Origin of the sequence: Polaromonas eurypsychrophila, from assembly GCF_014641715.1 — a bacterium.
Classification (GTDB): domain Bacteria; phylum Pseudomonadota; class Gammaproteobacteria; order Burkholderiales; family Burkholderiaceae_C; genus Polaromonas; species Polaromonas eurypsychrophila.
Genome location: NZ_BMIG01000008.1, coordinates 110,001 through 129,974, shown reverse-complemented (window position 1 = coordinate 129,974; position 19,974 = coordinate 110,001). Strand labels below are relative to the sequence as shown.

The 19,974-nt window shown below is 64.2% G+C and carries 18 protein-coding genes (1 of these 18 cut by a window edge); 10 read left to right on the top strand and 8 right to left on the bottom strand.

Features of this window, described 5'->3' with window-relative positions; genetic code table 11:
• Positions 1–4: 4 nt before the first annotated feature.
• From IEX16_RS12440 to IEX16_RS12410, 7 genes are read left to right on the top strand one after another with little or no spacing between them, the layout of a single operon-like run.
• Entirely contained in the window at positions 5–1,234 is a 1,230-nt protein-coding gene (locus IEX16_RS12440; RefSeq protein WP_229676321.1) for an aminotransferase-like domain-containing protein, read from the top strand.
• Complete coding sequence (locus IEX16_RS12435) at positions 1,235–1,855, top strand: glutathione S-transferase family protein (RefSeq protein WP_188708803.1); 621 nt, start codon at positions 1,235–1,237, stop codon at positions 1,853–1,855.
• A 23-nt stretch (positions 1,856–1,878) separates the two neighbouring features.
• A complete protein-coding gene (locus IEX16_RS12430; RefSeq protein WP_188708802.1) occupies positions 1,879–2,853 on the top strand; it encodes a PhzF family phenazine biosynthesis protein in 975 nt (324 codons plus the stop codon).
• On the top strand, positions 2,853–3,563 hold the full coding sequence (locus IEX16_RS12425) for a VOC family protein (RefSeq protein WP_188708851.1): 711 nt from the start codon (positions 2,853–2,855) through the stop codon (positions 3,561–3,563). Before IEX16_RS12430 ends, IEX16_RS12425 begins: the two co-directional genes overlap by 1 nt.
• Positions 3,564–4,250: a LysE family translocator gene (locus tag IEX16_RS12420; RefSeq protein ID WP_188708801.1), complete on the top strand. Its 687-nt coding sequence runs from the start codon at positions 3,564–3,566 to the stop codon at positions 4,248–4,250. It begins immediately after the preceding gene.
• Entirely contained in the window at positions 4,247–5,386 is a 1,140-nt protein-coding gene (locus tag IEX16_RS12415) for a threonine dehydratase (protein WP_188708800.1), read from the top strand. The genes IEX16_RS12420 and IEX16_RS12415 overlap by 4 nt, the downstream gene beginning before the upstream one ends.
• 36 nt (positions 5,387–5,422) lie before the next feature.
• On the top strand, positions 5,423–6,091 hold the full coding sequence (locus IEX16_RS12410) for a histidine phosphatase family protein (RefSeq protein WP_188708799.1): 669 nt from the start codon (positions 5,423–5,425) through the stop codon (positions 6,089–6,091).
• Between the two features lie 79 nt (positions 6,092–6,170).
• Here IEX16_RS12410 and IEX16_RS12405 read toward each other — a convergent pair whose 3' ends face one another.
• Genes IEX16_RS12405 through IEX16_RS12395 form a run of 3 tightly spaced genes read right to left on the bottom strand, consistent with a single transcriptional unit; the run spans position 6,171 to position 10,017 of the window.
• Positions 6,171–8,687, bottom strand: coding sequence for a cbb3-type cytochrome c oxidase subunit I (locus IEX16_RS12405; protein ID WP_188708798.1), 2,517 nt, complete (start codon positions 8,685–8,687; stop codon positions 6,171–6,173).
• Positions 8,684–9,631 (bottom strand): cytochrome c oxidase subunit II, encoded by a 948-nt coding sequence (coxB, locus tag IEX16_RS12400; RefSeq protein ID WP_188708797.1) that lies wholly within the window; start codon positions 9,629–9,631, stop codon positions 8,684–8,686. Before coxB ends, IEX16_RS12405 begins: the two co-directional genes overlap by 4 nt.
• Entirely contained in the window at positions 9,628–10,017 is a 390-nt protein-coding gene (locus IEX16_RS12395) for a c-type cytochrome (RefSeq protein WP_229676320.1), read from the bottom strand. Before IEX16_RS12395 ends, coxB begins: the two co-directional genes overlap by 4 nt.
• A 90-nt stretch (positions 10,018–10,107) precedes the next feature.
• Here IEX16_RS12395 and IEX16_RS12390 point away from each other — a divergent pair, with 90 nt between their 5' ends.
• On the top strand, positions 10,108–10,944 hold the full coding sequence (locus IEX16_RS12390; RefSeq protein ID WP_229676319.1) for a c-type cytochrome: 837 nt from the start codon (positions 10,108–10,110) through the stop codon (positions 10,942–10,944).
• A 98-nt stretch (positions 10,945–11,042) separates the two neighbouring features.
• Here the strand turns inward: IEX16_RS12390 and IEX16_RS12385 are convergent, their stop codons facing one another.
• The 5 genes from IEX16_RS12385 to IEX16_RS12365 form a co-directional block, all read right to left on the bottom strand.
• Entirely contained in the window at positions 11,043–12,386 is a 1,344-nt protein-coding gene (locus IEX16_RS12385; RefSeq protein ID WP_188708796.1) for a PQQ-dependent sugar dehydrogenase, read from the bottom strand.
• Positions 12,387–12,515: 129 nt separating this feature from the next.
• Positions 12,516–13,328, bottom strand: coding sequence for a creatininase family protein (locus IEX16_RS12380; protein ID WP_188708795.1), 813 nt, complete (start codon positions 13,326–13,328; stop codon positions 12,516–12,518).
• Positions 13,329–13,501: 173 nt separating this feature from the next.
• Positions 13,502–14,116, bottom strand: coding sequence for a hypothetical protein (locus tag IEX16_RS12375; protein ID WP_188708794.1), 615 nt, complete (start codon positions 14,114–14,116; stop codon positions 13,502–13,504).
• A 202-nt stretch (positions 14,117–14,318) separates the two neighbouring features.
• Positions 14,319–16,010, bottom strand: coding sequence for a phospholipase D family protein (locus tag IEX16_RS12370; RefSeq protein ID WP_188708793.1), 1,692 nt, complete (start codon positions 16,008–16,010; stop codon positions 14,319–14,321).
• 118 nt (positions 16,011–16,128) lie between these two features.
• Positions 16,129–18,057 carry an ATP-binding cassette domain-containing protein gene (locus IEX16_RS12365; RefSeq protein ID WP_188708792.1) on the bottom strand — a complete coding sequence of 643 codons (1,929 nt, stop codon included), beginning with the start codon at positions 18,055–18,057 and terminating at the stop codon, positions 16,129–16,131.
• A 137-nt stretch (positions 18,058–18,194) separates the two neighbouring features.
• Between IEX16_RS12365 and IEX16_RS12360 the strand changes: the two genes are divergently transcribed.
• Together IEX16_RS12360 and IEX16_RS12355 are read left to right on the top strand one after the other, a co-directional pair.
• The gene (locus IEX16_RS12360) at positions 18,195–18,671 is read left to right on the top strand and encodes a (2Fe-2S)-binding protein (protein WP_188708848.1); all 477 of its coding nucleotides are present in this window, start codon (positions 18,195–18,197) and stop codon (positions 18,669–18,671) included.
• A protein-coding gene (locus tag IEX16_RS12355) for a xanthine dehydrogenase family protein molybdopterin-binding subunit (RefSeq protein WP_188708791.1) crosses the window boundary here: on the top strand, positions 18,668–19,974 show its 5' portion. Its footprint extends 955 nt past the window's final position; only the first 1,307 of its 2,262 coding nucleotides appear in the window; its start codon is at positions 18,668–18,670; the stop codon falls past the right edge of the window. The genes IEX16_RS12360 and IEX16_RS12355 overlap by 4 nt, the downstream gene beginning before the upstream one ends.

The following is a 19,974-nucleotide window of genomic DNA, read 5'->3' as shown; positions in this document are numbered from 1 at the left end:
AACCATGGACACCAACAACATGCAATGGACCCTGGCCGCACGCGCCGAAAAAATGAACCCTTCGGTGATCCGCGAGATCCTCAAGGTCACCGAAAAGCCCGGCATCATCAGTTTTGCAGGCGGCCTGCCGTCGCCCAAAACCTTTCCGATCAGCGACTTCGCCGACGCCTGCGCCAAAGTGCTGCGTGAAGACGGCCAGGCCGCGCTGCAATACGCCGCCAGCGAGGGTTACGCTCCGCTGCGCGAGATGGTGGCGGCCAGCCTGCCCTGGCAGGTGGATCCGGCCCAGGTACTGATCACCACCGGCTCGCAGCAGGGTCTGGATTTGCTGGCCAAGATCCTGATTGACAAGGGCAGCCCCATCCTGGTGGAGACGCCGACCTACCTGGGCGCGCTGCAGGCTTTCACGCCGATGGAGCCGCAGGTGATCAGCGTCGCCAGCGACGACGACGGCATCGATGTCAATGACCTGGCGATGAAAGCCAGAGGCGGGCGCTTTCTGTATGTGCTGCCCAATTTCCAGAACCCGACCGGCCGCACCATGAGCGAGGCGCGCCGCGCCGCGTTGTCGGCCAAAGCGGCCGAACTGGGCCTGCCCATCATTGAGGACAACCCCTATGGCGATTTGTGGTTCGACGCACCGCCGCCGCTGCCGCTGTCGGCGCGCAACCCTGACGGTTGTCTCTACCTGGGATCGTTCTCCAAGGTGCTGGCACCTGGCCTGCGCCTGGGTTTCCTGGTGGCGCCGAAAGCGCTGTATCCCAAACTGCTGCAGGCCAAACAGGCGGCCGACCTGCACAGCCCGGGCTTCAATCAGCGCATGATTGCCGAGGTCATGAAGGACGGCTTTCTGGATCGGCATGTGCCGACGATTCGCGCGCTCTACAAGTCGCAGCGCGACGCCATGCTGGCCGCACTCAAGCGTGAAATGCCCGAAGGCGTCAGCTGGAACACCCCCGATGGCGGCATGTTTTTGTGGGCCCGCCTGCCGGCCGGCATGAGCGCGGTCGAGCTGCTGCCCAAAGCCGTCGAAAAAAACGTGGCTTTTGTGCCGGGCTCGGCCTTTTACGCCGACAACGCCGATGCGCGCACCTTGCGCCTGTCTTTTGTGACGGCCAGCGTGGACCAGATCAACACCGGTGTGGCGGCTCTGGCGGCGGCCATCCGCGAGAGCCAGCCAACGCAGGCTCGCGCAACGACAAGCGTGGGGGCCAACAGTGTTGAGGCCAAATAGATGCTGAAAATCTGGGGGCGCATGAGCTCCATCAACGTCAAGAAAGTGGTGTGGACGGCACAGGAGCTGGCGCTGGATATCCAGCGCACGGAAGCCGGCGGCCTGTTCGGCGTGGTGAAGACGCCCGAGTACATGGCGCTGAACCCCAATTCGCTGGTGCCGGTGATCGAGGACGAGGACTACGTGCTGTGGGAGTCGAATGTCATCGTGCGTTACCTCGCGGCCAAACATTCATCAGGGCAGATGTACCCGACCGACCTGCGCGAGCGTTTTGATGCTGAGCGCTGGATGGACTGGCAGCAGACCACGCTGAACCCGGCCAGCCGGCCCGGCTTCTGGCAACTGGTGCGCACGCCGCCCGAGCAGCGCGATGAGCGCGCGATTGCCGAGTCGAATGCAGTCGTCGAGGCGCTGATGGCCGTGCTGGACGCCCACCTCGCGCAGCGCAGTTTCATGGTTGGCGAGCGTTTCACCGTGGCCGACATTCCCATCGCCTGCGAAATCCACCGCTGGTTCGGTCTGCCGCAGCAGCGCCAGAGCCGGCCGCACATCGAGCGCTGGTACGACAGCATACGTGCGCGTCAGGCCAGCAAGGGTGTGCTGGACCTGCAACTGAGCTGAGCTTTCACCTTTCAAACGCCGCCATGAAAATCAGACCTTTCAAACAAGTCGACGTCTTCACCGACCAGCCCTATTTTGGCAACCCGCTTGCCGTGGTGCTGGACGGCAGCGGCCTGGACGATGCGGCCATGCAGCGTTTTGCGCAGTGGACCAACCTGTCCGAAACCACCTTTGTGCTGCCGCCCTCTGAGCCTTCGGCCGACTATCACGTGCGCATCTTCACGCCGGGCGGCGAGCTGCCTTTTGCCGGCCACCCGACGCTGGGCACCTGCCACGCCTGGCTGGAAGCCGGCGGCGTGCCAAAACGTCAGGATGTCATCGTGCAGCAGTGCCAGGTCGGCTTGGTCAACATCCGTCGCGACCCTTCGGCAGGCTCAGGGCAGGCCGGCGGGCAGTTGGCTTTTGCCGCACCGGCGCTCAAGCGTTCCGCGCCCAGCCCGGTCGTACTGGCCCAGGTGGCGGCTGCGCTGGGCCTGAAAGCGAAACACATCATTGCGGCCCAGGTTCTCGACAATGGCCCGGTGTGGCTGGGCCTGCTGCTGGACAGCGCCGACACCGTGCTGCAACTGGAGCCGGACCACCTGGCGCTCAAGAAATATGGATTAAAAGTGGGTGTAGCCGGCGCCCACTTTGCGCAAGCAGCTCCTCAATTGATAGCGCGTGCAAACCGCGAAGCCAGAGCTTTCTCCCCCAGTGAGCACGGCGTACCGGCCGAAACCGCCGATTTCGAAGTGCGCGCCTTCGCCGCGCCCATGGGCATCAACGAAGACCCGGTCACCGGCAGCCTGAATGCCAGCCTGGCGCAGTGGCTGATGGCCGAAGGCCATGCGCCGGACAACTACACCGTCGCGCAAGGCACTTGCCTGGGTCGCGCCGGCCGGGTCCAGCTGAGCCGTGAAAACGCGGCCGGCATAGCGCAGGCCGCTTCGACAGGCTCAGGACAGGTCTGGGTCGGTGGCGAATCGGTCACCTGTATTGATGGATCGGTGACGCTGTGATCACGGCGCAGGTCGATCACCTGATCGTGGTGGCCGCCAGTCTGGATCAGGGTATTCACTGGTGCGAAGCCACCCTGGGTATCACGCCCGGCCCCGGCGGCGAGCACCCGCTGATGGGCACCCACAACCGGCTGTTCAGCGTGGCGAGTACGGCCTTTCCGCGCGCCTATTTCGAGATCATCGCGATCCAGCCTGGAGTCACCCCCGCGCGTCCGCCCGGCAAACACCGCTGGTTCGACATGGACGACCCGCTGCTGCAATCGCGCGTGTCCAAGGAAGGGCCGCAATTGATTCACTTTGTCGCCAGCGTGCCCGGCGTGGTCTCGGCCGTCAAGGTCCTGGCCAACCAGGGCCTGGACCGCGGCGCCGTGGTGCCCGCGTCGCGCCAGACCGCAGGTGGCCTGCTGAGCTGGCGCATCACCGTGCGCGACGACGGCCAGCGCCTGTTCTATGGCACGCTGCCGACGCTGATCCAGTGGGGCGAGGCCGGCGAGGACCCAGCGCGTGCAACCCATCCGCTGGATGCGATGCCTGACTCGGGCGTGACGCTGGAAGCGCTGCAGGTCCGCCATCCGCGGCCCGAATCACTGCAGGCCGCGCATGCAGCCATCGGTCTGACAGGCGTGGGCGTGAGCCGCGGCACGCCCAACCTCGTCGCCACGCTGAACACACCGCGTGGGCTCGTCACACTCGAATCGAAAGGCGTCTAGATGCTGACTGCTCAGGAGCTGATCTGGTTTGCCTTGGTCGCGCTGGCGCTGGTGCTGACACCCGGTCCCAACATGATTTACTGCATCTCGCGCACCCTGTGCCAGGGCCGCGCCGCCGGCATGGTCTCGCTGGGTGGTGTGGCCCTCGGTTTTGTGGTGCATTTGCTGGGCGCCTCATTCGGCCTGAGCGCCTTGCTGCTGGCGGCACCGTTGGCGTTTAGCGCGCTCAAGCTCGCCGGTGCGCTTTATTTGCTGTGGCTGGCGTGGCAGGCCGTCAAACCCGGCGGCAATATTTTCGCCCCCACGCTTGCGGCCAGGGCCGCGGCGCTGCCTGGCGTCGCGATGCCCTTCGAAACCCGCGCCCTGCCGCATGACCCGCCGCGCAAGCTTTTCCTCATGGGTTTCATGACAAATTTACTGAACCCCAAGGTTGCGATGTTTTACCTGTCCTTCTTCCCGCAGTTTTTGCACCCCGAGCGCGGTCAGGTGTTGCTGCAAAGCCTGAGCCTGGGCGCGGTGCAGATCACTGTCAGCCTGGCCATCAACACCGTGATCATCTTTTTCGCCGCCGGCCTGGCCGTGTTCCTGAACCGCAACATCACCTGGATGCGCGTGCAGCGTTATGTAATGGGTACGGTGCTGGGCCTGCTGGCGCTGCGTTTGCTGACTGAAAAGAGAACCGCATGAACGCCGTGCTGAAAGAAATACACCAAGGCGCCTTGCCCTCGTTGGCTGAGATCGAAGCCGCGTCACGCGTGGTCTACCGCGAATTCCAGGCCACGCCGCAATACCGCTGGGGTTTGTCCAGTCAGCGCCTGGGCACGGACTGCTGGATCAAGCACGAGAACCACACGCCCGTCGGCGCCTTCAAGATCCGCGGCGGCCTGACTTATTTCGATGCGCTCAAACAGCGCGGCGCGCTGCCGACAGAAGTGGTCAGCGCCACCCGCGGCAACCATGGGCAAAGCATGGGATGGGCGGCCCGCGCGCGTGGCGTGGCCTGCACCATCGTGGTCCCGCGCGGCAACTCGCTGGAAAAAAACGCCGCCATGCGCGCGCTCGGCGTGACATTGATCGAACACGGCGAGGACTTCCAGGAAAGCCGCGAGTTCGCGATTGCGCTGGCGGCTGAACGCGGCGCCCACATGGTGCCGAGTTTCCATGCCGACCTGCTCAGCGGCGTCAGCACCTACTGGTGGGAGTTCATGCGGGCCGTGCCGCAACTTGATGTGGTTTATGTGCCCATCGGCCAGGGCTCGGGCGCCTGCTCGGCGATCGCCGCAAAACTCGCGCTGGGCCGCAGCCTGCGCATCGTTGGCGTGGTCAGCGCCCACGCCACCACCTATGCCGACTCGTTGGCTGCTGGCCGCGTGGTCGAGGCGCCGGTGAGCACACACCTGGCCGACGGCATGGCCTGCCGCATCGCCGACGCGTCGGCGCTGAACATCATGGCGCCACACATCCACCACATCGTGAAAGTGACCGACGACGAAGTGGCCCAGGCCATGCGCGATCTGTACGCCGACACCCACAACGTGGCTGAAGGCGCGGGCGCGGCCAGTTTTGCCGCCGCCATGCAGGAGCGCACGCAACTCAGCGGCCAGACCGTCGGCACCACGCTGTGCGGCGGCAATGTGGACAGTGCCACTGTTGCCAAGGTGCTAGCTGCCAGCCCCCCACGTTTCTCGCTTCGCGTAGTGCGCTGCCCCCCATGGGGCGCTGCGCCTGCGGACTGGCAAAGCCAGTTCCGCGGCCCCTGCTTGAAAAATCCCGGTCCTTGTCGCTCTGGCGTCCTGAGGTGGCGCACCCAGTCCCGCGCGTGACTAAATGCAGTGAAGGGGCACGCCACAATTTGAGCCATGGGAACCCTTTACCTCGTGCGCCACGGCCAGGCCTCGTTTGGTGCCGACGATTACGACGTGCTCAGCGAGATGGGCTACCGGCAAAGCCTGCGCCTCGGCGAATACTTCAAGTACAAGGGCATCAGCTTCGAGGCCGCATTCACCGGCACTTTGCAGCGTCAGTTGAAAACCTTCGCGGGCATCTGCGAGGGCATGGAAACGCTCATGGAGGCAGCGGCCTGGGTGGGTCTGAATGAATACGACAGCGAAGCCGTGATCGGCGCGATCCACCCGCACAAGCTGGAAAAGCCGACTTCACCCGAGATGTACCGCAGCCACTTCCGCCTGCTGAAAGACGGCTTGGCGCAATGGATGGGCGGTGTCGTCAGCCCCAAAGGCATGCCCAGCTACACCGACTTTGTGGCGGGCATCACCGCCCTGCTGGACCACATCCGCGCCAATCACAGCGGCAACGTACTGCTGGTCTCCAGCGGCGGGCCGATCTCCACCGCCGTCGGCCATGTGCTGGGCACCGCGCCGGAAACCACCATTGAGCTGAACCTGCGCATACGCAACTGCTCACTGACCGAGTTCGCATTCACGCCCAAGCGACACATGCTGGTGACCTACAACACGCTGCCGCACCTGGACGCGCCCGAACACACTAGCTGGATCACCTATTCCTGACCCCGCTTCGACCCCGGATATGCTATTGATTCAATAGCTGCTGGCGCCCACCAGACATGGGCTAGAGGCAAAAATAGTCTTAAAGCAGCGGCATCAGATAGATGATGCCCATGCCGGCCAGACCCTGCACGGTGACGTAGTGCCAGAGCAGCGCGGTGTTGTCCAGCGAGGCGCGCGCGTCGCTGCGCAGCTTGCCGGTCCAGACGCGGGCGCAGACGTAGAGGCCCATGATCAGCAGTACCGCCACATGAAACCCCTGCCAGGCGCTCATCGCCGCCACTGTCGCACTCCAGGCATGGGCGGTCGGGCTCAGGCCAGCCAGTTGCTGACCCCAACCGTCCAGGCCGAAAGCCGTCAGCAGACACACCACCGCCAGCAACACCAGCAGCCAGACCGGCGTGCAGCGGCCGCGTGCCAGCAGCGCCTGCGCGCTGATCATCGCCGCCGACCCGGCCAGCAGCAAGCCGCTCGATGCCAGCGGCCAGAACACGTCCGGCAGGCTGGCGCCAGGAGGCGGACAGACATCGGCAGCCATGGACACATGCACATGCGCAAACACCAGCGAGGCAAACACCGTGGCATCAACACACAGCAGGATGATCATGGCCCACCAGGAATGCGAGGCGGTGCCGCGCGCGCCCACTGGCAGGAAGACACCGTCGGCCACTTCGGCGGTGAGGGCGTGCGGCGGCGTATCGGTCTGCCACAGCCAGACCACGATGGCGACGATGGCCGTGATGCCGCAGGCAAATGCCACCACCACCTGCGATACCGTCAGCAGCAAAAAGAATCCCGCCGTACCGGCTGCCGCGATGAAAGGCCACCAGCTATCGCCCGGCAGGACCAGCAGGTGCTGCGGCACCGCGTCGCGCCAGCTCGTGACCAGGGTTTCCCGCCCGCCCGAATGGGTGCCGGGCAGCCAGTGCCGGCCGGCCACCACCTCGGCGGCCAGTTTGGGACTGTCCCACAGCGGTTCGCGCGACTCGACCTGCGGAATGCTGCGCATGCCGTAGTCCTCTTGCGGCAGCCACTCCAGCGTCGGCGCGTTCCACAGGTCGCCATGTTCGACCTTTTTCTTGAACACCACACGCGCAGCGTCGATGAAAAACAGCAACACGCCGAGCGCCAGGATGAGGGAGCCGACGCTCGACAGCAGGTTCAGCAAGTTCCAGCCGAGATCGCCCGCATAGGTGTAGACACGCCGCGGCATGCCGAGCAGGCCGCTGATGTGCATGGGGAAAAATGCCAGATTGAAACCACCGAACATCAGACCAAACACCCACCGCGCGCAGCGCTCGGACAGGCGGTGCCCGTTGAACACCGGCGTCCAGTAATAGAGGCCCGCAAACACCGGGAACACCATGCCGCCTATCAGCACGTAATGCAGGTGAGCCACGATGAAGTAGGTGTCGTGCACCTGCCAGTCGAAGGGCAGCACTGCCACCATGATGCCGGTCAGCCCGCCCAGCACAAAGATGAAATGAAAGCCCAGCAGGAACAGTGTGGGCGCCGTCATCTGCACACGGCCTTTCCAGAAAGTTGCGATCCAGGAAAACACCTGTACCGCACTCGGGATGGCGACTGCAAAACTCGCGGCCGAAACAAACAGCATCGCGTGCCGGCTCAACCCGGCGGTAAACATGTGGTGCGCCCACAGCGCAAAACTGATGAAGCCGACCGCCACCAGTGCGATCACGATGGCGCGGTGGCCGACCAGCGGCGTGCGCGCCATGGCCGGCACCATCATGGAGACCATGCCGGCGGCCGGCAGGAAGATGATGTAGACCTCGGGGTGGCCGAAGAACCAAAACAGGTGCTGCCAGAGCACCGGATCGCCGCCACGCGCGGCGATGAAAAACGGCCAGTCGAAGGCGCGTTCCAGCTCGAGCAGCAAGGTGCCGGCAATGATGGCCGGAAAGGCAAATACGATCATGAACGCGGTGACCAGCATGGCCCAGGCATACACCGGCATCTTGCCCAATGTCATGCCCGGTGCGCGGGTGAACAGGATGCCGATGATCAGTTCAATCGCGCCGGCAATTGCCGAAATCTCGATGAAACCTATGCCCAGCAGCCAGAAGTCGGCACCCAGGCCCGGCGAATGCTCTTTGCCGGTCAGTGGCGGGTACATGAACCAGCCGCCGTCGGGCGACACGCCGAAAAAAATTGTGCAAAAAAACGCGATGCCTCCTATTGCATAGGCCCAGAAGGCATAGGCGCTCAGACGTGGAAACGGCAGGTCGCGCGCGCCCAGCATGCCGGGCAGCAGGTAGACGGCAATCGCTTCGACCACCGGCACAGCAAACAGAAACATCATCACCGTACCATGCATGGTGAAGACCTGGTTGTAGGTCTGCGCGCTGAGCAGGGTGTTATCGGGCAGCGCGAGCTGCGCCCGCATCATCAGCCCCAGCACGCCGGCCAGCACAAAAAACAGCAACGCGGTGGCGATGTAGAACACGCCGATCTGGCTGTTGTTGACGGCGGACAGCAGGCGCCAGCCCTTGGGCGTTTCCCAGGCTCGCTCCAGTCGCTCGAGTTCGCCCGGTGGACGCGGCAGGCTTGAAGGCAGGCCATCAGGTGTGTTGAATTTCATTTCAAGTGCTCCAGATAAGCCGCCAGCGCCTGAAGGGTGCCGGTATCCATATCGGCCGACGAGGGCATGCGCGCACCGGGCTTGAGCTCCTGCGTGTGCGCCACCCAGTGCGCCATTGCACCGGACTGGTTCAGCAAGGTGCCGGCGCCCAGATAAAGCCGGCTGCCGACATGGGTGAGGTCGGGTCCGAGCTTGCCCTCTTCGGCCACGCCGCGCACCGTGTGGCAGGCGTTGCAGCGCTGCGCCAGAAAGACCGCGCGGCCGCGTTCGACCAATGCGCCGATGGGCACGGCCGCTGGCAGCGCCTGCGCTGCCAGCCAGGCGTCGAAGTCGGCGGGCGCATGCGCCACCACATGGATGGCCATGCGTGCATGTTGCTCACCGCAGTATTCAGCGCACTGGCCGCGCCATTTGCCGGCCTGGTCCACCTGCACCATCAGGTGGTTTACCCGCCCCGGCACCATGTCCATCTTGCCGCCCAGTGCCGGCACCCAGAAGCTGTGGATCACGTCAGGGCTGCTCAGTCCCAGCCAGACGGGTCGGCCCGAGGGCAGGTGCAGCTCGTTGGCCAGCGTTACTTCCTGGCCGCTGGCCGGATCGCGGTAACGCACCTCCCACCACCACATGTGGGCCGTGATGCCGACGACCAGCGCGCCGGGCGGCGGACGCTCCAGCCAGCCGGGGGTGCGCGCCAGGGTCCAGGTCAGCAGCGCGCTCAGCACCGCCAGCGGAAACACCACGCCACCACCGATGATCCACAGCCGGCTGGACACCGGTCGGGCGCGCTCGCGACCTCGCAGGGCAACCACCAGCAGCGTCATCACGAATACAAAAATCAGCGTGGCACCGATGATCAGCAGCCAGCTCAGGCTGGTGATGCGGGCGGCGGCCTCGCCGGCCGGCGCCAGCACCGACTGGATGTGTGGCGGCAAGACCGAACTCATTCAAGTTGCCCCAAGTAAGTCGCCATGTGCTGCGCTTCCTCAGGCGACACGCCCATGCTGGGCATCGCGGTGCCTGGCACCAGCGAGGCCGGCGCGACCAGCCACTGCGCCAGCGCGTCGGGAAAATTCGGAACCCGGCCGGCGATGTAGCTGCGTTTGCCAAAGGCCTGCAGCGACGGCCCGTTCACACCCCGCGCCGCCGACACACCGGGAATGACGTGGCAACTACCGCACTGGTATTGCGTGAGCAGGCGCAGGCCCAGCGCGGCGTCACCGCGCGCCGACACCGCCGTCGCTCGGGTCGGGTCGGCAGCATCTCCGCCGCAGGCGGCCAGCAGCAAGGCAACCGACCAGACGGCTCGGCACAGCAGGACAGGAAAAGGCATGCCCGATTCTTGTCCAGGCGTGCGCAAATCCATGCAGGACAGCGCCGACACTTGTCTTTAAACGCAGGCTCGCGCCGCACAATGGTTGCGATGAAAAAAGCCACGCTGGTGCTCACCACGGTCGCCGCCTTGCTGGGTGTTGCGCTGGCCGGCGCGGCCGTCGTGGTTTACAGCGGCGTCTACAACGTGGCCGCGACCTCGCAGCATTTGCAGCCGGTGCATTCGCTGCTGGAAACCACGATGCGCAACTCGGTGCGCTGGCGCGCCCGCAACATCGCAACGCCGCCACTCGACGACGCGCCGCGGCTGCTGCGCGGCGCCGCGCTGTTTCGTGACCACTGCGTGCAGTGCCATGGCGCGCCAGGTGTGGCGCAGGCTGACATCGGCAAAAGCATGCAGCCCGTGCCGGGGCCGCTGGTGGACGCGCTGCAGCGCTGGCGTCCGCGCGAGATTTACTGGATCACACGCCATGGCATCAAGATGAGCGGCATGCCGGCCTGGCAGTTCCGGCTCGACGACAACGCGGTGTGGGATGTGGTCGCGTTTGTGAACGCCCTGCCGACCCTCAGCCCGCAGGCCTACGCGCAGGCGACGCGGGACGCCGGTGCCGCGCCGCAGCGTGCGGATGCCGCCGCTCCCCTGCGCGCCGGCAATGTGGAGCGCGGCAAGCTGGCGCTGGGCCAGTACGCCTGCCAAGCCTGCCACACGATTCCGGGCATCACCAGTTCACTGCCAAATGTCGGACCGCCTCTGGAGGGCCTGGCAAGCCGCAGCCTGATCGCTGGCAAGCTGCTCAACACGCCGGACAACCTGGTGCTGTGGGTGCGCGACCCGAAGGCCGTCAAGCCGCTGACGGCCATGCCCGGCATGGGCGTCAGCGAAGGCGATGCGCGCGACATGGCCGCGTATCTGGCAACCCTGAGATAGTTTTTGCTGAAAATTGCTATCAAATAAATAGCTGATGGTGACCGTCCAACATGGGCTAGAGGCTAATTTTATGCAGAAAATGACCTGAGCAGCAACAACTAGCGCACCGGCGTGCCGGCCACGCGCCAGATCACATTGCCCACGTCGTCGGCCACCAGCAGCGCGCCGCGTTTGTCCATTGCTACACCGACAGGCCGGCCGTAGGCCCTGCCGCCGGGGCTGACAAAACCCGTCAATACATCCACCGGTTTGCCCGAGGGCTTGCTGCCGGTGAAGGGCACAAATACCACCTTGTAGCCGCTCAGCGGCTTGCGGTTCCAGGAGCCGTGTTCGCCGACAAACACACCGCTGGCCAGCGACGCCGACAAGCTGTTGCCTTCAGCAAACGCCATGCCCAGCGGCGCGACGTGGGCGCCCAGTGCGTAGTCGGGCGACAGTGCCTTGGCCACCAGATCGGGCCGGGGCGGCGTCACGCGCACATCGACGTTCTGGCCGTAGTAGCTGTAGGGCCAACCATAAAAGGCGCCGTCTTTCACCGAGGTCAGGTAGTCGGGCACCAGGTCGCTGCCGATCTCGTCGCGCTCATTGACCACGGTCCAGAGCGTGCCGTCGGCCGCCCAGCCCATGCCGTTGGGGTTGCGCAGACCAGAGGCAAACAGGCGGCGGGTGTTGGTTTTGGGATCGACTTCAAGAATTGCCGCGCGATCGACCTCGATGTCCATGCCGTTTTCGCCGATGTTGCTGTTCGAGCCCACCGTGACGTAAAGCTTGCTGCCATCGCGGCTGGCGATGACGTTTTTGGTCCAGTGGTGGTTGATGCCCGCTGGCAGCTCCACCACCTTGACTGGCGTGGCAGTGATGGCGGTCTGGCCTTCTTCATAGGGCACTTTGACCAGTGCATCGGCATTGGCAATGAACAGTTCCTTGCCGACCAGTGCCATGCCAAACGGCGACATCAGGCCCTGCATAAACACCGTGCGGGTTTCCGCCTTGCCGTCGCCATCGACGTCGCGCAGCAGCGTGATGCGATTGGCACTTGGCACGCCGGCACCTGCACGTTTCATGACCACACCCATGATCCAGCCCTTGATGCTGAAACCGGCATCAGGCTGGGGCGGCTTGTTGCTCTCGGCCACCAGCACGTCGCCGTTGGGCAGGGTGTAAACCCAGCGTGGGTGGTCCAGGCCGGTTGCCAGCGCGGTGACGGTCATGCCGGCCATGGGCTGCGGCATCACGCCCTCGGGCCAGCCCTGGGCCGGCGCGATGTTCACAGTGGGAATCAGCGACTTGACGGGTTCGGGCAGGGTGGGCGTGGCGCCCATATCGGCGCCAGATGGCAGTTTGGAGGTGTCGCCACAGGCGGCCAGACCCATGGTCAGCGCGGTGCACAGCGGTAACAGGGCAAAGCGGGATGTGGGTAAGCAAAGGGCGAGGGCTCGCATGGTGGATCCTTGTTCAGGGGCGCAGTCGCGGAGGCGCAGTTACGCTAATCTCAATCATTGTTCATCGCCCAGGCATCTGCAGTGTGTCAGCCGATGTCTCCAGTATTTGTCAGGGCTGCCGGTTCTGCATCAGCCCAGCGCTGCGAGCTGCTGGACTTCGTGCAGCAGCCGCGCCAGCGCCTGCCCGCTGGCCTGCAACACGGCCAGGCCTTTTTCTGCGGTGGCCGCCGCCGCATTGCCGGCCGCCCCAGCCGCATGCAGGTCCTGCGCGGCCCAGGCCAGTTTGGCGCTGCTGCCGTTGCCGAGGATGGCGTAGCTCTGCGCGCGGTCCTGGCTGCTGGAGTGAAAGTTTTGCGCCAGCCCCATGTCCACCTTGTGCGGGTGCAGCGCCAGCATCATTGAGGTCTCGACATCGCCGCCGTGCACGCCAAAACGCTCCTCGTCTGGGCCGAACAGTTGCTTGACCTCAGCCGGCAGGGGCAGGCTGAAGGTGTTGACCATCAACACTGTCAGGCCAAACCGCGCCCGCAACTCGCGGCCCACGATGTCCAGCGTCGAGACATTGCCGCCGTGCGCATTGAGCAGCACCAGTTTTTTGATACCGGTGCGCGCCACACACTCGCCAAGGTCCACCCAGCTCTGGATCAGCGTCGCCGCGCCCAGCGTCAAGGTGCCGGGAAAGGCGATGTGTTCGATGCTGCGGCCAATGCTTTGCGTCGGCAGAAACAGCACCGGCACATTGTTCAGGTGCGGCAGGCAGTGCGCGATCACGCCGTTGACCAGGTCGGTGTCCACACTCAGCGGCAAATGCGGCCCATGCTGCTCAATCGCGGCCACCGGCAACACGGCAATCGTTGCGGCCGCGTCGATGCGGGCAAAGTCGGGGCTTTTCAGGTCGGCCCAGAAGTGAGGAAGGGCAAACGGGGTGGGCGCTGGGTTCATAGGCGTATTTTGGGGCTATTCTGGGGAAAGCTGCCAGGTGGTCTGCGCGTCTGTCCCCCTTGCGAGCAAGAACCCGACGGAAGGCGTCGACCGGATTGATTGCGTTCCAAGTTTTGATCATTTTGGTCCGAGCCTTTCTTCCAACAGTGCAAGTGCATGAAATAAATATCGCTTCATCTGACCTGGACTTTTGGCCCGAGCCGGACCTCGTCGTTGTCGGAGCGCGGATGGGCTGCCCAATGGCGCATTTTTTCGGCCAGCCCGACTCGGGTGTTGTGAAACTTCACCAGTCCCGTAGCATCAGGCGTGGCTGACATCACATTCCACCGGGTGAATACTTCCGGAAGTTTCTCCCCGCGTCCCGCCTCTACCAGCCCGGTGCCTGGCTTGAGCGTGAAAAACGGTGGCAATCTGTTGCCTGACCGATTCAAGCCAGTGCCTGCGGAACGGACCGTCGCGAAATACCAGACCTGTTGGTCCTGGTCGATCAATGCCAGGTCGTCAGGCGCGAAGCGGGCGCTGAAGGGGCCGAAAAGCGGGCCAGCGTCAAAACTGACTTCGGTCGCGCGGTGGATGCCTTCCCATCCTGACAGCAGGGAGTGGCGTTCATAACTGCGTTTGATGTGTATGTTGATGATGCGCTTGTCATGCAACTGCACTTCCTCATCCCATTCGAGCTCAAAGCGGTAAGGCGACTGCAGTCCGAATTGCCAGGCGTAAAGCGCCAGCAGCAAACCGGCCAGCAACAGGGTCGGCGCGGCTTTTTTCAGGGAGGTACTCAGAGGCATGACGTGATTAATGTCGACCCCGGCGCACAGGCGGACGAGGGCAACACTGCAGGGGAGTGGTGAGCCCTCATTGTTGGGCAAGCCAGGCCAGCCAACAAGGTGTTTCTCGCCAGGAGCCTGTCAGGGTGGGACAGGCGCGAGGTTTGCCCCAGGCCAGCGTAAGTTGAAAGGATTCGCGCGTCTGTACGCGGAGCCAGCTTTTTTAAAGCATTTCTTCCGGCGCAAAAGGGCCGAGCAGCTTGAGCATCAGCTTCAGCCCGGTGCTGGCATCGGGCTCACTGCGGGTGTCCGCGAGTTTGGAGTCTTGCGGTGCGCGCCACATCAGTTGGCCGTCCAACAGCTCGACCTTGTACGCGCCACGCGCCATCGCCGGCTCGATCAATGCAATGGTTTCGCCCGCGAGTTTGGAGCTGCGGATCGCCAGTGCGACCTCGGTGTTCTGCAATTGCGAGCGCAGGTCCAGGTTCATCGAGCCGATCACCAGCAGGCGCTGGTCCAGCACCACGATTTTGGAGTGCAGGCTCGCCCGCGAGCCGCCGGCCGAGCCGGAACTGCCGGTGGAGCCGAAGCTGGTCAGCGAGCCTTTCTGCTCGGCGCGCATTTCGTAAATTTCGATGCCCAGGGCCAGCAGTTCCTTGCGGTAACGGGCATAGCCTATGTGGGCGGCAGGTGCGTCATTGGAGGCGAGCGAGTTGGTCAGCACGCGGATGCGCACGCCTTTTTGCCGGATGGCCGCGAACTGGTCCATCATCCGTTGGCCAGGCACGAAGTAGGGCGACACGATCAGCAGGTCGCCGCTGGCCTGCGACATCAGTTGCAGCAGACCGTCGACCGTCGTGTCCTGCGCCTGTTGCACGTCATCGGCATCAGCGGCAATTTTGGAGGGCTTGTCGACCAGCAGCACCGCCGGTGCCCAGGTCCAGTCCAGCAGCGCGAGGTTGGTACTGTCGGGCAGGGGCTCGATCACGCTCACCGTACCGTCGGGGGCGGTGGTGGTGCGCATGCCTTGCGTGGCGGCTGGGCTCGCAGGCGTGGGCTGCACGGACGGGCCATCGGGTGCCTGGGCGGCGGCTACTGGCGGGGCGGCGGCTGCTGCCGCCCTGGACGGGGGTTTGATCTTCTCGATTTCGTCCCGTGTCATCAGCGACTGGACCGGGTAGGCCAACGGGTTGTTCCAGTACTGGTCGAAGCTGTGTGACAGTTCGCGTGCAATGCGGCCGGCAGCCAGCACGTCGGCGTCGACGAAGTTGGTGCCTTCGCCCTGGCCGAAATAGGTCTCGCCCAGATTGCGGCCGCCGGTGATGGCCACCGCGTTGTCGGCGACAAAAATCTTGTTGTGCATGCGCCGCTGGATGCGGTCCACATCTTTGAGCGATCCCAGGATGCGGAAGAACAGCGAACGGCGGTTGCCCGGCAGCGGGTTGAACAGGCGCAGCTCAATGTTGGGCTCGAAGGCGATCTTGAGCACCTGAGCGTTTTTGCCGGCGGTGTTGAAGTCATCGAGCAGGATGCGGATGCGCACGCCACGCGCAGCGGCCGCGCGCAGGGCGTCGAACATGCGCTCGGTGGTTTCGTCGGCATGGATTGCGTAGTACTGGATATCCAGGGTTTTCTGCGCGGCGTTGATCAGCGCCATGCGGCTGGTAAATGCCAGCTCGGCGCTGTTGACCAGCGCAAAACCCGAGTCGTTACGGGTGCCGGCCCTGGCCGCACGCTGCTGCACAGCATTGCCGATGCGGGTTTGTTCGGGGTTCGCCAACGCCGTGGAGACCGGGCGGTCCACCTCGCTGGGCAGCGATGCGCAGCCGGTGAGCCACGCCCCCAGCGTCAGCAGGGCGAGCCAGCGCCAGGCGGTGAAAGTCGGACAGGCAGCTTGCGGCGCACGGAGGTTCATGAAGGGCTTTGGAGTTGCCGCCACTTTAGCGTAAGCAGCTGTTTCAGCAGCCGCCTTTCGGCCCGAAAGGTGCGCAAGATCTTGTAGGCGCCTGCCGCGACCCCGCCCGTCCGTCCGCCTAGCCCGACAGCGTTTCCCAGCGTTGCAGCGCGACCATCAATTCTTCCTCGATCTTGCTGTTGCGGGCATTGAGTTCGGCCGCGCGTCTGGCATTGCTGGTGTACAGCGTGCCGTCGAACAATTCCTGCGTGATGGCTTTTTGCTGCGATTCCAATTGCTGGATCAACGCCGGCAGGCCGTCGAGTTCCCGCTGTTCCTTGTAGCTCAGTTTCTTTTTTGATAGCACCTCACGCCCGTCCTTCATGGGCTGTACGGAATTTTTGCTTGCGGTTTTGGGCGAGCCCGCGCTGGCGTGGGTTTTTCCGCCGACGGCCAGTTGCGCCGCGCGTTTGGACTGCGTCAGCCAGTCTGTCACGCCGCCTTCATACTCGCGCCAGAAGCCCGGATTACCAGGCGTGCCTTCATACGCAATGGTGCTGGTGACCACGTTGTCAAGGAAGCGCCGGTCGTGGCTGACCAGGAAGACGGTTCCTTCATAGTTCTGCAGCAAGTCTTCCAGCAGTTCCAGCGTGTCGATGTCCAGGTCGTTGGTCGGTTCGTCCAGCACAAGCACATTGGCCGGCCGCGCGAACAGGCGTGCCAGCAGCAGCCGGTTGCGCTCGCCGCCGCTCAAGCTGCGGACAGGGGAGCGGGCGCGCTCAGGACTGAACAGGAAGTCGGTCAGGTAACTCTTGACATGTTTTTTCTGGCCGTTGATCTCGACCCATTCGCTGCCCGGGCTGATGAAATCCTCCAGCGTGGCGTCCAGGTCCAGGGCATCGCGCATCTGGTCGAAGTAGGCCACCTGCAGGTTCGCGCCATGGCGGATCTTGCCGGGTGGCGTCGTCACGTCGGGCTGGAGTTCGCCCAGGATCAGCTTGAGCAGCGTGCTTTTACCCGCGCCATTCGGGCCCAGCAGGCCGATCTTGTCGCCGCGCAGCAAGGTGGCACTGAATTTGTTGACGATGAGTTTTTCGGCGCCCGGGTGGCCGAAACTTTTGGAAACTTCGGTGAGCTCGGCGACGATCTTGCCGCTCTTGTCACCGCTGGAGACGTCGAGGTTGACCCGCCCCACCGCATCGCGCCGCGATGCCCGGCTGTCACGCAGTACCTCCAGCCGTCCAATTCGCGCCACGCTCCGGGTACGGCGGGCTTCCACGCCTTTGCGGATCCACACCTCTTCCTGTGCCAGCAGCTTGTCGGCCTTGGCGTTGATGACGGCTTCCTGCGCCATCTGTTCCTCTTTCTGAATCAGGTATTGCGCAAAGTTGCCGGGGTAGGTCAGCAGCTTGCCGCGGTCTAGCTCGACGATGGCCGTGGCCACCTGGTCGAGAAAGGCCCGGTCGTGGGTGATGGTAATGATGCTGCCGTTGAAATTGACCAGCAATTCCTCCAGCCAGGCAATCGAGTCCAGGTCCAGGTGGTTGGTCGGCTCGTCCAGCAGCAGCACATCGGGCTTGGCGACCAGCGCCTGGGCCAGCGCCACGCGTTTTTTGGTGCCCCCCGAGAGCGAGCCAACGATGGCGTCCTTGTCCAGGTGCAGGCGGTGCAGGGTTTCCTCGACCCGCTGCTCCCAGTTCCAGCCGTCCAGCGCCTCGATTTCCGACTGCAGGGCGTCCAGATCGGTGTGTTCGTCGGCCGCCAGATACTGCTCAACAATATGTCTGACCCTTGCCAGGCCTGCGCTGGCAGCTATGAAAACAGTAGCATGCGGGTCCAGACTCGGCTCCTGCGGCACGTAGGCGATGCGCAGGTTTTGCTGCAACTGCAAGGTGCCGTCGTCGGGTTTTTCCAGTCCCGCCAGGATTTTGAGCAGCGAGGACTTGCCGGTGCCGTTGCGGCCAATCAGGCCAATGCGCTGGTTGGTTTCGAGGGAGAAATCTGCGTGGTCCAGCAGGGCGACGTGCCCAAAAGCAAGTTGAGCGTCAAGAAGTGTAATTAGTGCCATGTTGTCAGGGATTATCCGGGTGCGCCGTTTCGCATGCTGGTTTTCAGGCTATTGCCTGCCCGGCGTCGTCGCTATAGTTGGACCGGAATCAGCGGCGCACCTTCCCCGACCTGCTGACCAACCCGGAAGCCTGGTTCATGGAATTACAGATCAACGGAAGAGTCGTTCAGGTTGAGGCCGACCCCGCCATGCCTTTGTTGTGGGTGTTGCGCGACCTGCTCAATATGACGGGGACCAAGTTTGGCTGCGGAGTCGCGGCCTGCGGCGCCTGCACAGTGCGGGTGGACGGGCGGGCGGTCCGCGCCTGTGTCACGCCAGCGTCTACCTTGGCCGGCAAGCGCATCCAGACCATTGAAGCGCTGGGCACGCCGGACAAACCTCATGCCCTGCAGCAGGCCTGGATCGCCGAACAGGTGCCGCAGTGCGGCTACTGCCAGTCCGGCATGTTGATGGCGGCGGCGGCGCTGCTCGAAAAGACGCCCAAACCGTCCGACGCCGACATTGATGCGGCCATGACCAACATTTGCCGCTGCGGTACCTACCAGCGGATTCGTGTGGCGATCAAACGTGCGGCCGGCATCCCGGCCGGTGGTGCAGTGAAGAAGCGGGTATGAAACGTCGCACCTGGCTGTTCAGTGCGGCGGGAGCGACTGGCGCGCTGATCGTCGGCTGGGGCCTTCTGCCGCCGCGCTCGCGCACTGGGTCAGGCCGTCTCTGGCCGCCGACAGAAGGCGAGATCGCGCTCAATGGCTGGATCAAGGTGCTGCCCGATGGTTCGGTGGTGCTGGCCATGCCGCGCAGCGAGATGGGACAGGGCGTCCACACGGCGCTGCCGATGTTGGCGGCCGAGGAACTGGACCTGCCGCTGGCGCGTATACGGCTGGAGCAAGCCGGCTCCGACACGATTTATGGCAACGTCGCGATGCTGGTAGCCAGCCTGCCTTTCCATCCGCTGGAGGCCGAGCAGCGGCCGTTCAAAGTCGAGGCCGGCGAATGGGTGGTGGGAAAGTTGGCGCGCGAATTGGGCATCAATGCGACCGGCGGCTCCAGCAGCGTGGCGGACGCCTGGACGGTGGTGCGCACAGCCGCAGCTACGGCACGCGCGTCCCTGCTAGGTGCGGCCTCCCTGCAGTGGCGCTTGCCTGTGGCTGAGTTCACGGTCACGGACGGCGTGATTTCGCATCCCTCGGGAAAATCCGCCCATTACGGCGAGTTGGCCAAATTCGCCGCCGCCACGCCGCCGGGCACGGTCAGGCTCAAGGAGCGCAAGGACTGGAAGCTCATCGGCCAAAGCGCGCCGCGCCGGGATATACCGGCCAAAGTCGACGGAACAGCCAGGTTCGGGCTGGATGTACGTTTGCCCGGCATGCTGTATGCCGCCATTCGTCTGTGTCCGATGCTGGGCGGCGCGCCGGGCGCAATGGATATTTCCGCCGCGCTGGCCAAGCCGGGTGTTGAGCGTTTCGTGCGTTTGCCGGCTTATGCCGGCTCCACCGCCGGCTTTGCCGTGGTCGGCAAAAGCTGGTGGCAGGCGCAGCAGGCGGCGCAGTCCGTGGCTGTTGACTGGCAGCAACGGCCGGCCGGGGCGCTGGACTCGCGCCAGATCGAAGTCGAGCTGGAGGCGGCGCTCCAGACAGATGCGGGTTTTGTTTTTCATGAGCAAGGTGACACCGAAAAGGCCGAAGCAGTTGCTGCCCGACGTATCGAAGCCGTGTATCGCGCCCCTTATCTGGCACATGCCACCCTTGAGCCCATGAACTGCACCGCCCAAGTCAGGGAGGGCAAGGTGTTTTTGTGGGTGCCGACCCAGGTGCCGCAGATGGGCGCCGCCATCGCGGCACGGGTGGCCGGGGTGGCGGTGGAGGATGTGAGTGTGACTGTCACTCTGTTGGGCGGCGGTTTTGGCCGCCGCCTGGA

Excerpts from the sequence above, each read along its gene's own strand:
- IEX16_RS12440 (WP_229676321.1), top strand. The coding sequence starts at position 5 with ATGGACACCAACAACATGCAATGGACCCTGGCCGCACGCGCCGAAAAA.
- IEX16_RS12435 (WP_188708803.1), top strand. The coding sequence starts at position 1,235 with ATGCTGAAAATCTGGGGGCGCATGAGCTCCATCAACGTCAAGAAAGTG.
- IEX16_RS12430 (WP_188708802.1), top strand. The coding sequence starts at position 1,879 with ATGAAAATCAGACCTTTCAAACAAGTCGACGTCTTCACCGACCAGCCC.
- IEX16_RS12420 (WP_188708801.1), top strand. The coding sequence starts at position 3,564 with ATGCTGACTGCTCAGGAGCTGATCTGGTTTGCCTTGGTCGCGCTGGCG.
- IEX16_RS12415 (WP_188708800.1), top strand. The coding sequence starts at position 4,247 with ATGAACGCCGTGCTGAAAGAAATACACCAAGGCGCCTTGCCCTCGTTG.
- IEX16_RS12410 (WP_188708799.1), top strand. The coding sequence starts at position 5,423 with ATGGGAACCCTTTACCTCGTGCGCCACGGCCAGGCCTCGTTTGGTGCC.
- IEX16_RS12405 (WP_188708798.1), bottom strand. The coding sequence starts at position 8,687 with ATGAAATTCAACACACCTGATGGCCTGCCTTCAAGCCTGCCGCGTCCA.
- coxB (WP_188708797.1), bottom strand. The coding sequence starts at position 9,631 with ATGAGTTCGGTCTTGCCGCCACACATCCAGTCGGTGCTGGCGCCGGCC.
- IEX16_RS12395 (WP_229676320.1), bottom strand. The coding sequence starts at position 10,017 with ATGCCTTTTCCTGTCCTGCTGTGCCGAGCCGTCTGGTCGGTTGCCTTG.
- IEX16_RS12390 (WP_229676319.1), top strand. The coding sequence starts at position 10,108 with ATGAAAAAAGCCACGCTGGTGCTCACCACGGTCGCCGCCTTGCTGGGT.
- IEX16_RS12385 (WP_188708796.1), bottom strand. The coding sequence starts at position 12,386 with ATGCGAGCCCTCGCCCTTTGCTTACCCACATCCCGCTTTGCCCTGTTA.
- IEX16_RS12380 (WP_188708795.1), bottom strand. The coding sequence starts at position 13,328 with ATGAACCCAGCGCCCACCCCGTTTGCCCTTCCTCACTTCTGGGCCGAC.
- IEX16_RS12375 (WP_188708794.1), bottom strand. The coding sequence starts at position 14,116 with ATGCCTCTGAGTACCTCCCTGAAAAAAGCCGCGCCGACCCTGTTGCTG.
- IEX16_RS12370 (WP_188708793.1), bottom strand. The coding sequence starts at position 16,010 with ATGAACCTCCGTGCGCCGCAAGCTGCCTGTCCGACTTTCACCGCCTGG.
- IEX16_RS12365 (WP_188708792.1), bottom strand. The coding sequence starts at position 18,057 with ATGGCACTAATTACACTTCTTGACGCTCAACTTGCTTTTGGGCACGTC.
- IEX16_RS12360 (WP_188708848.1), top strand. The coding sequence starts at position 18,195 with ATGGAATTACAGATCAACGGAAGAGTCGTTCAGGTTGAGGCCGACCCC.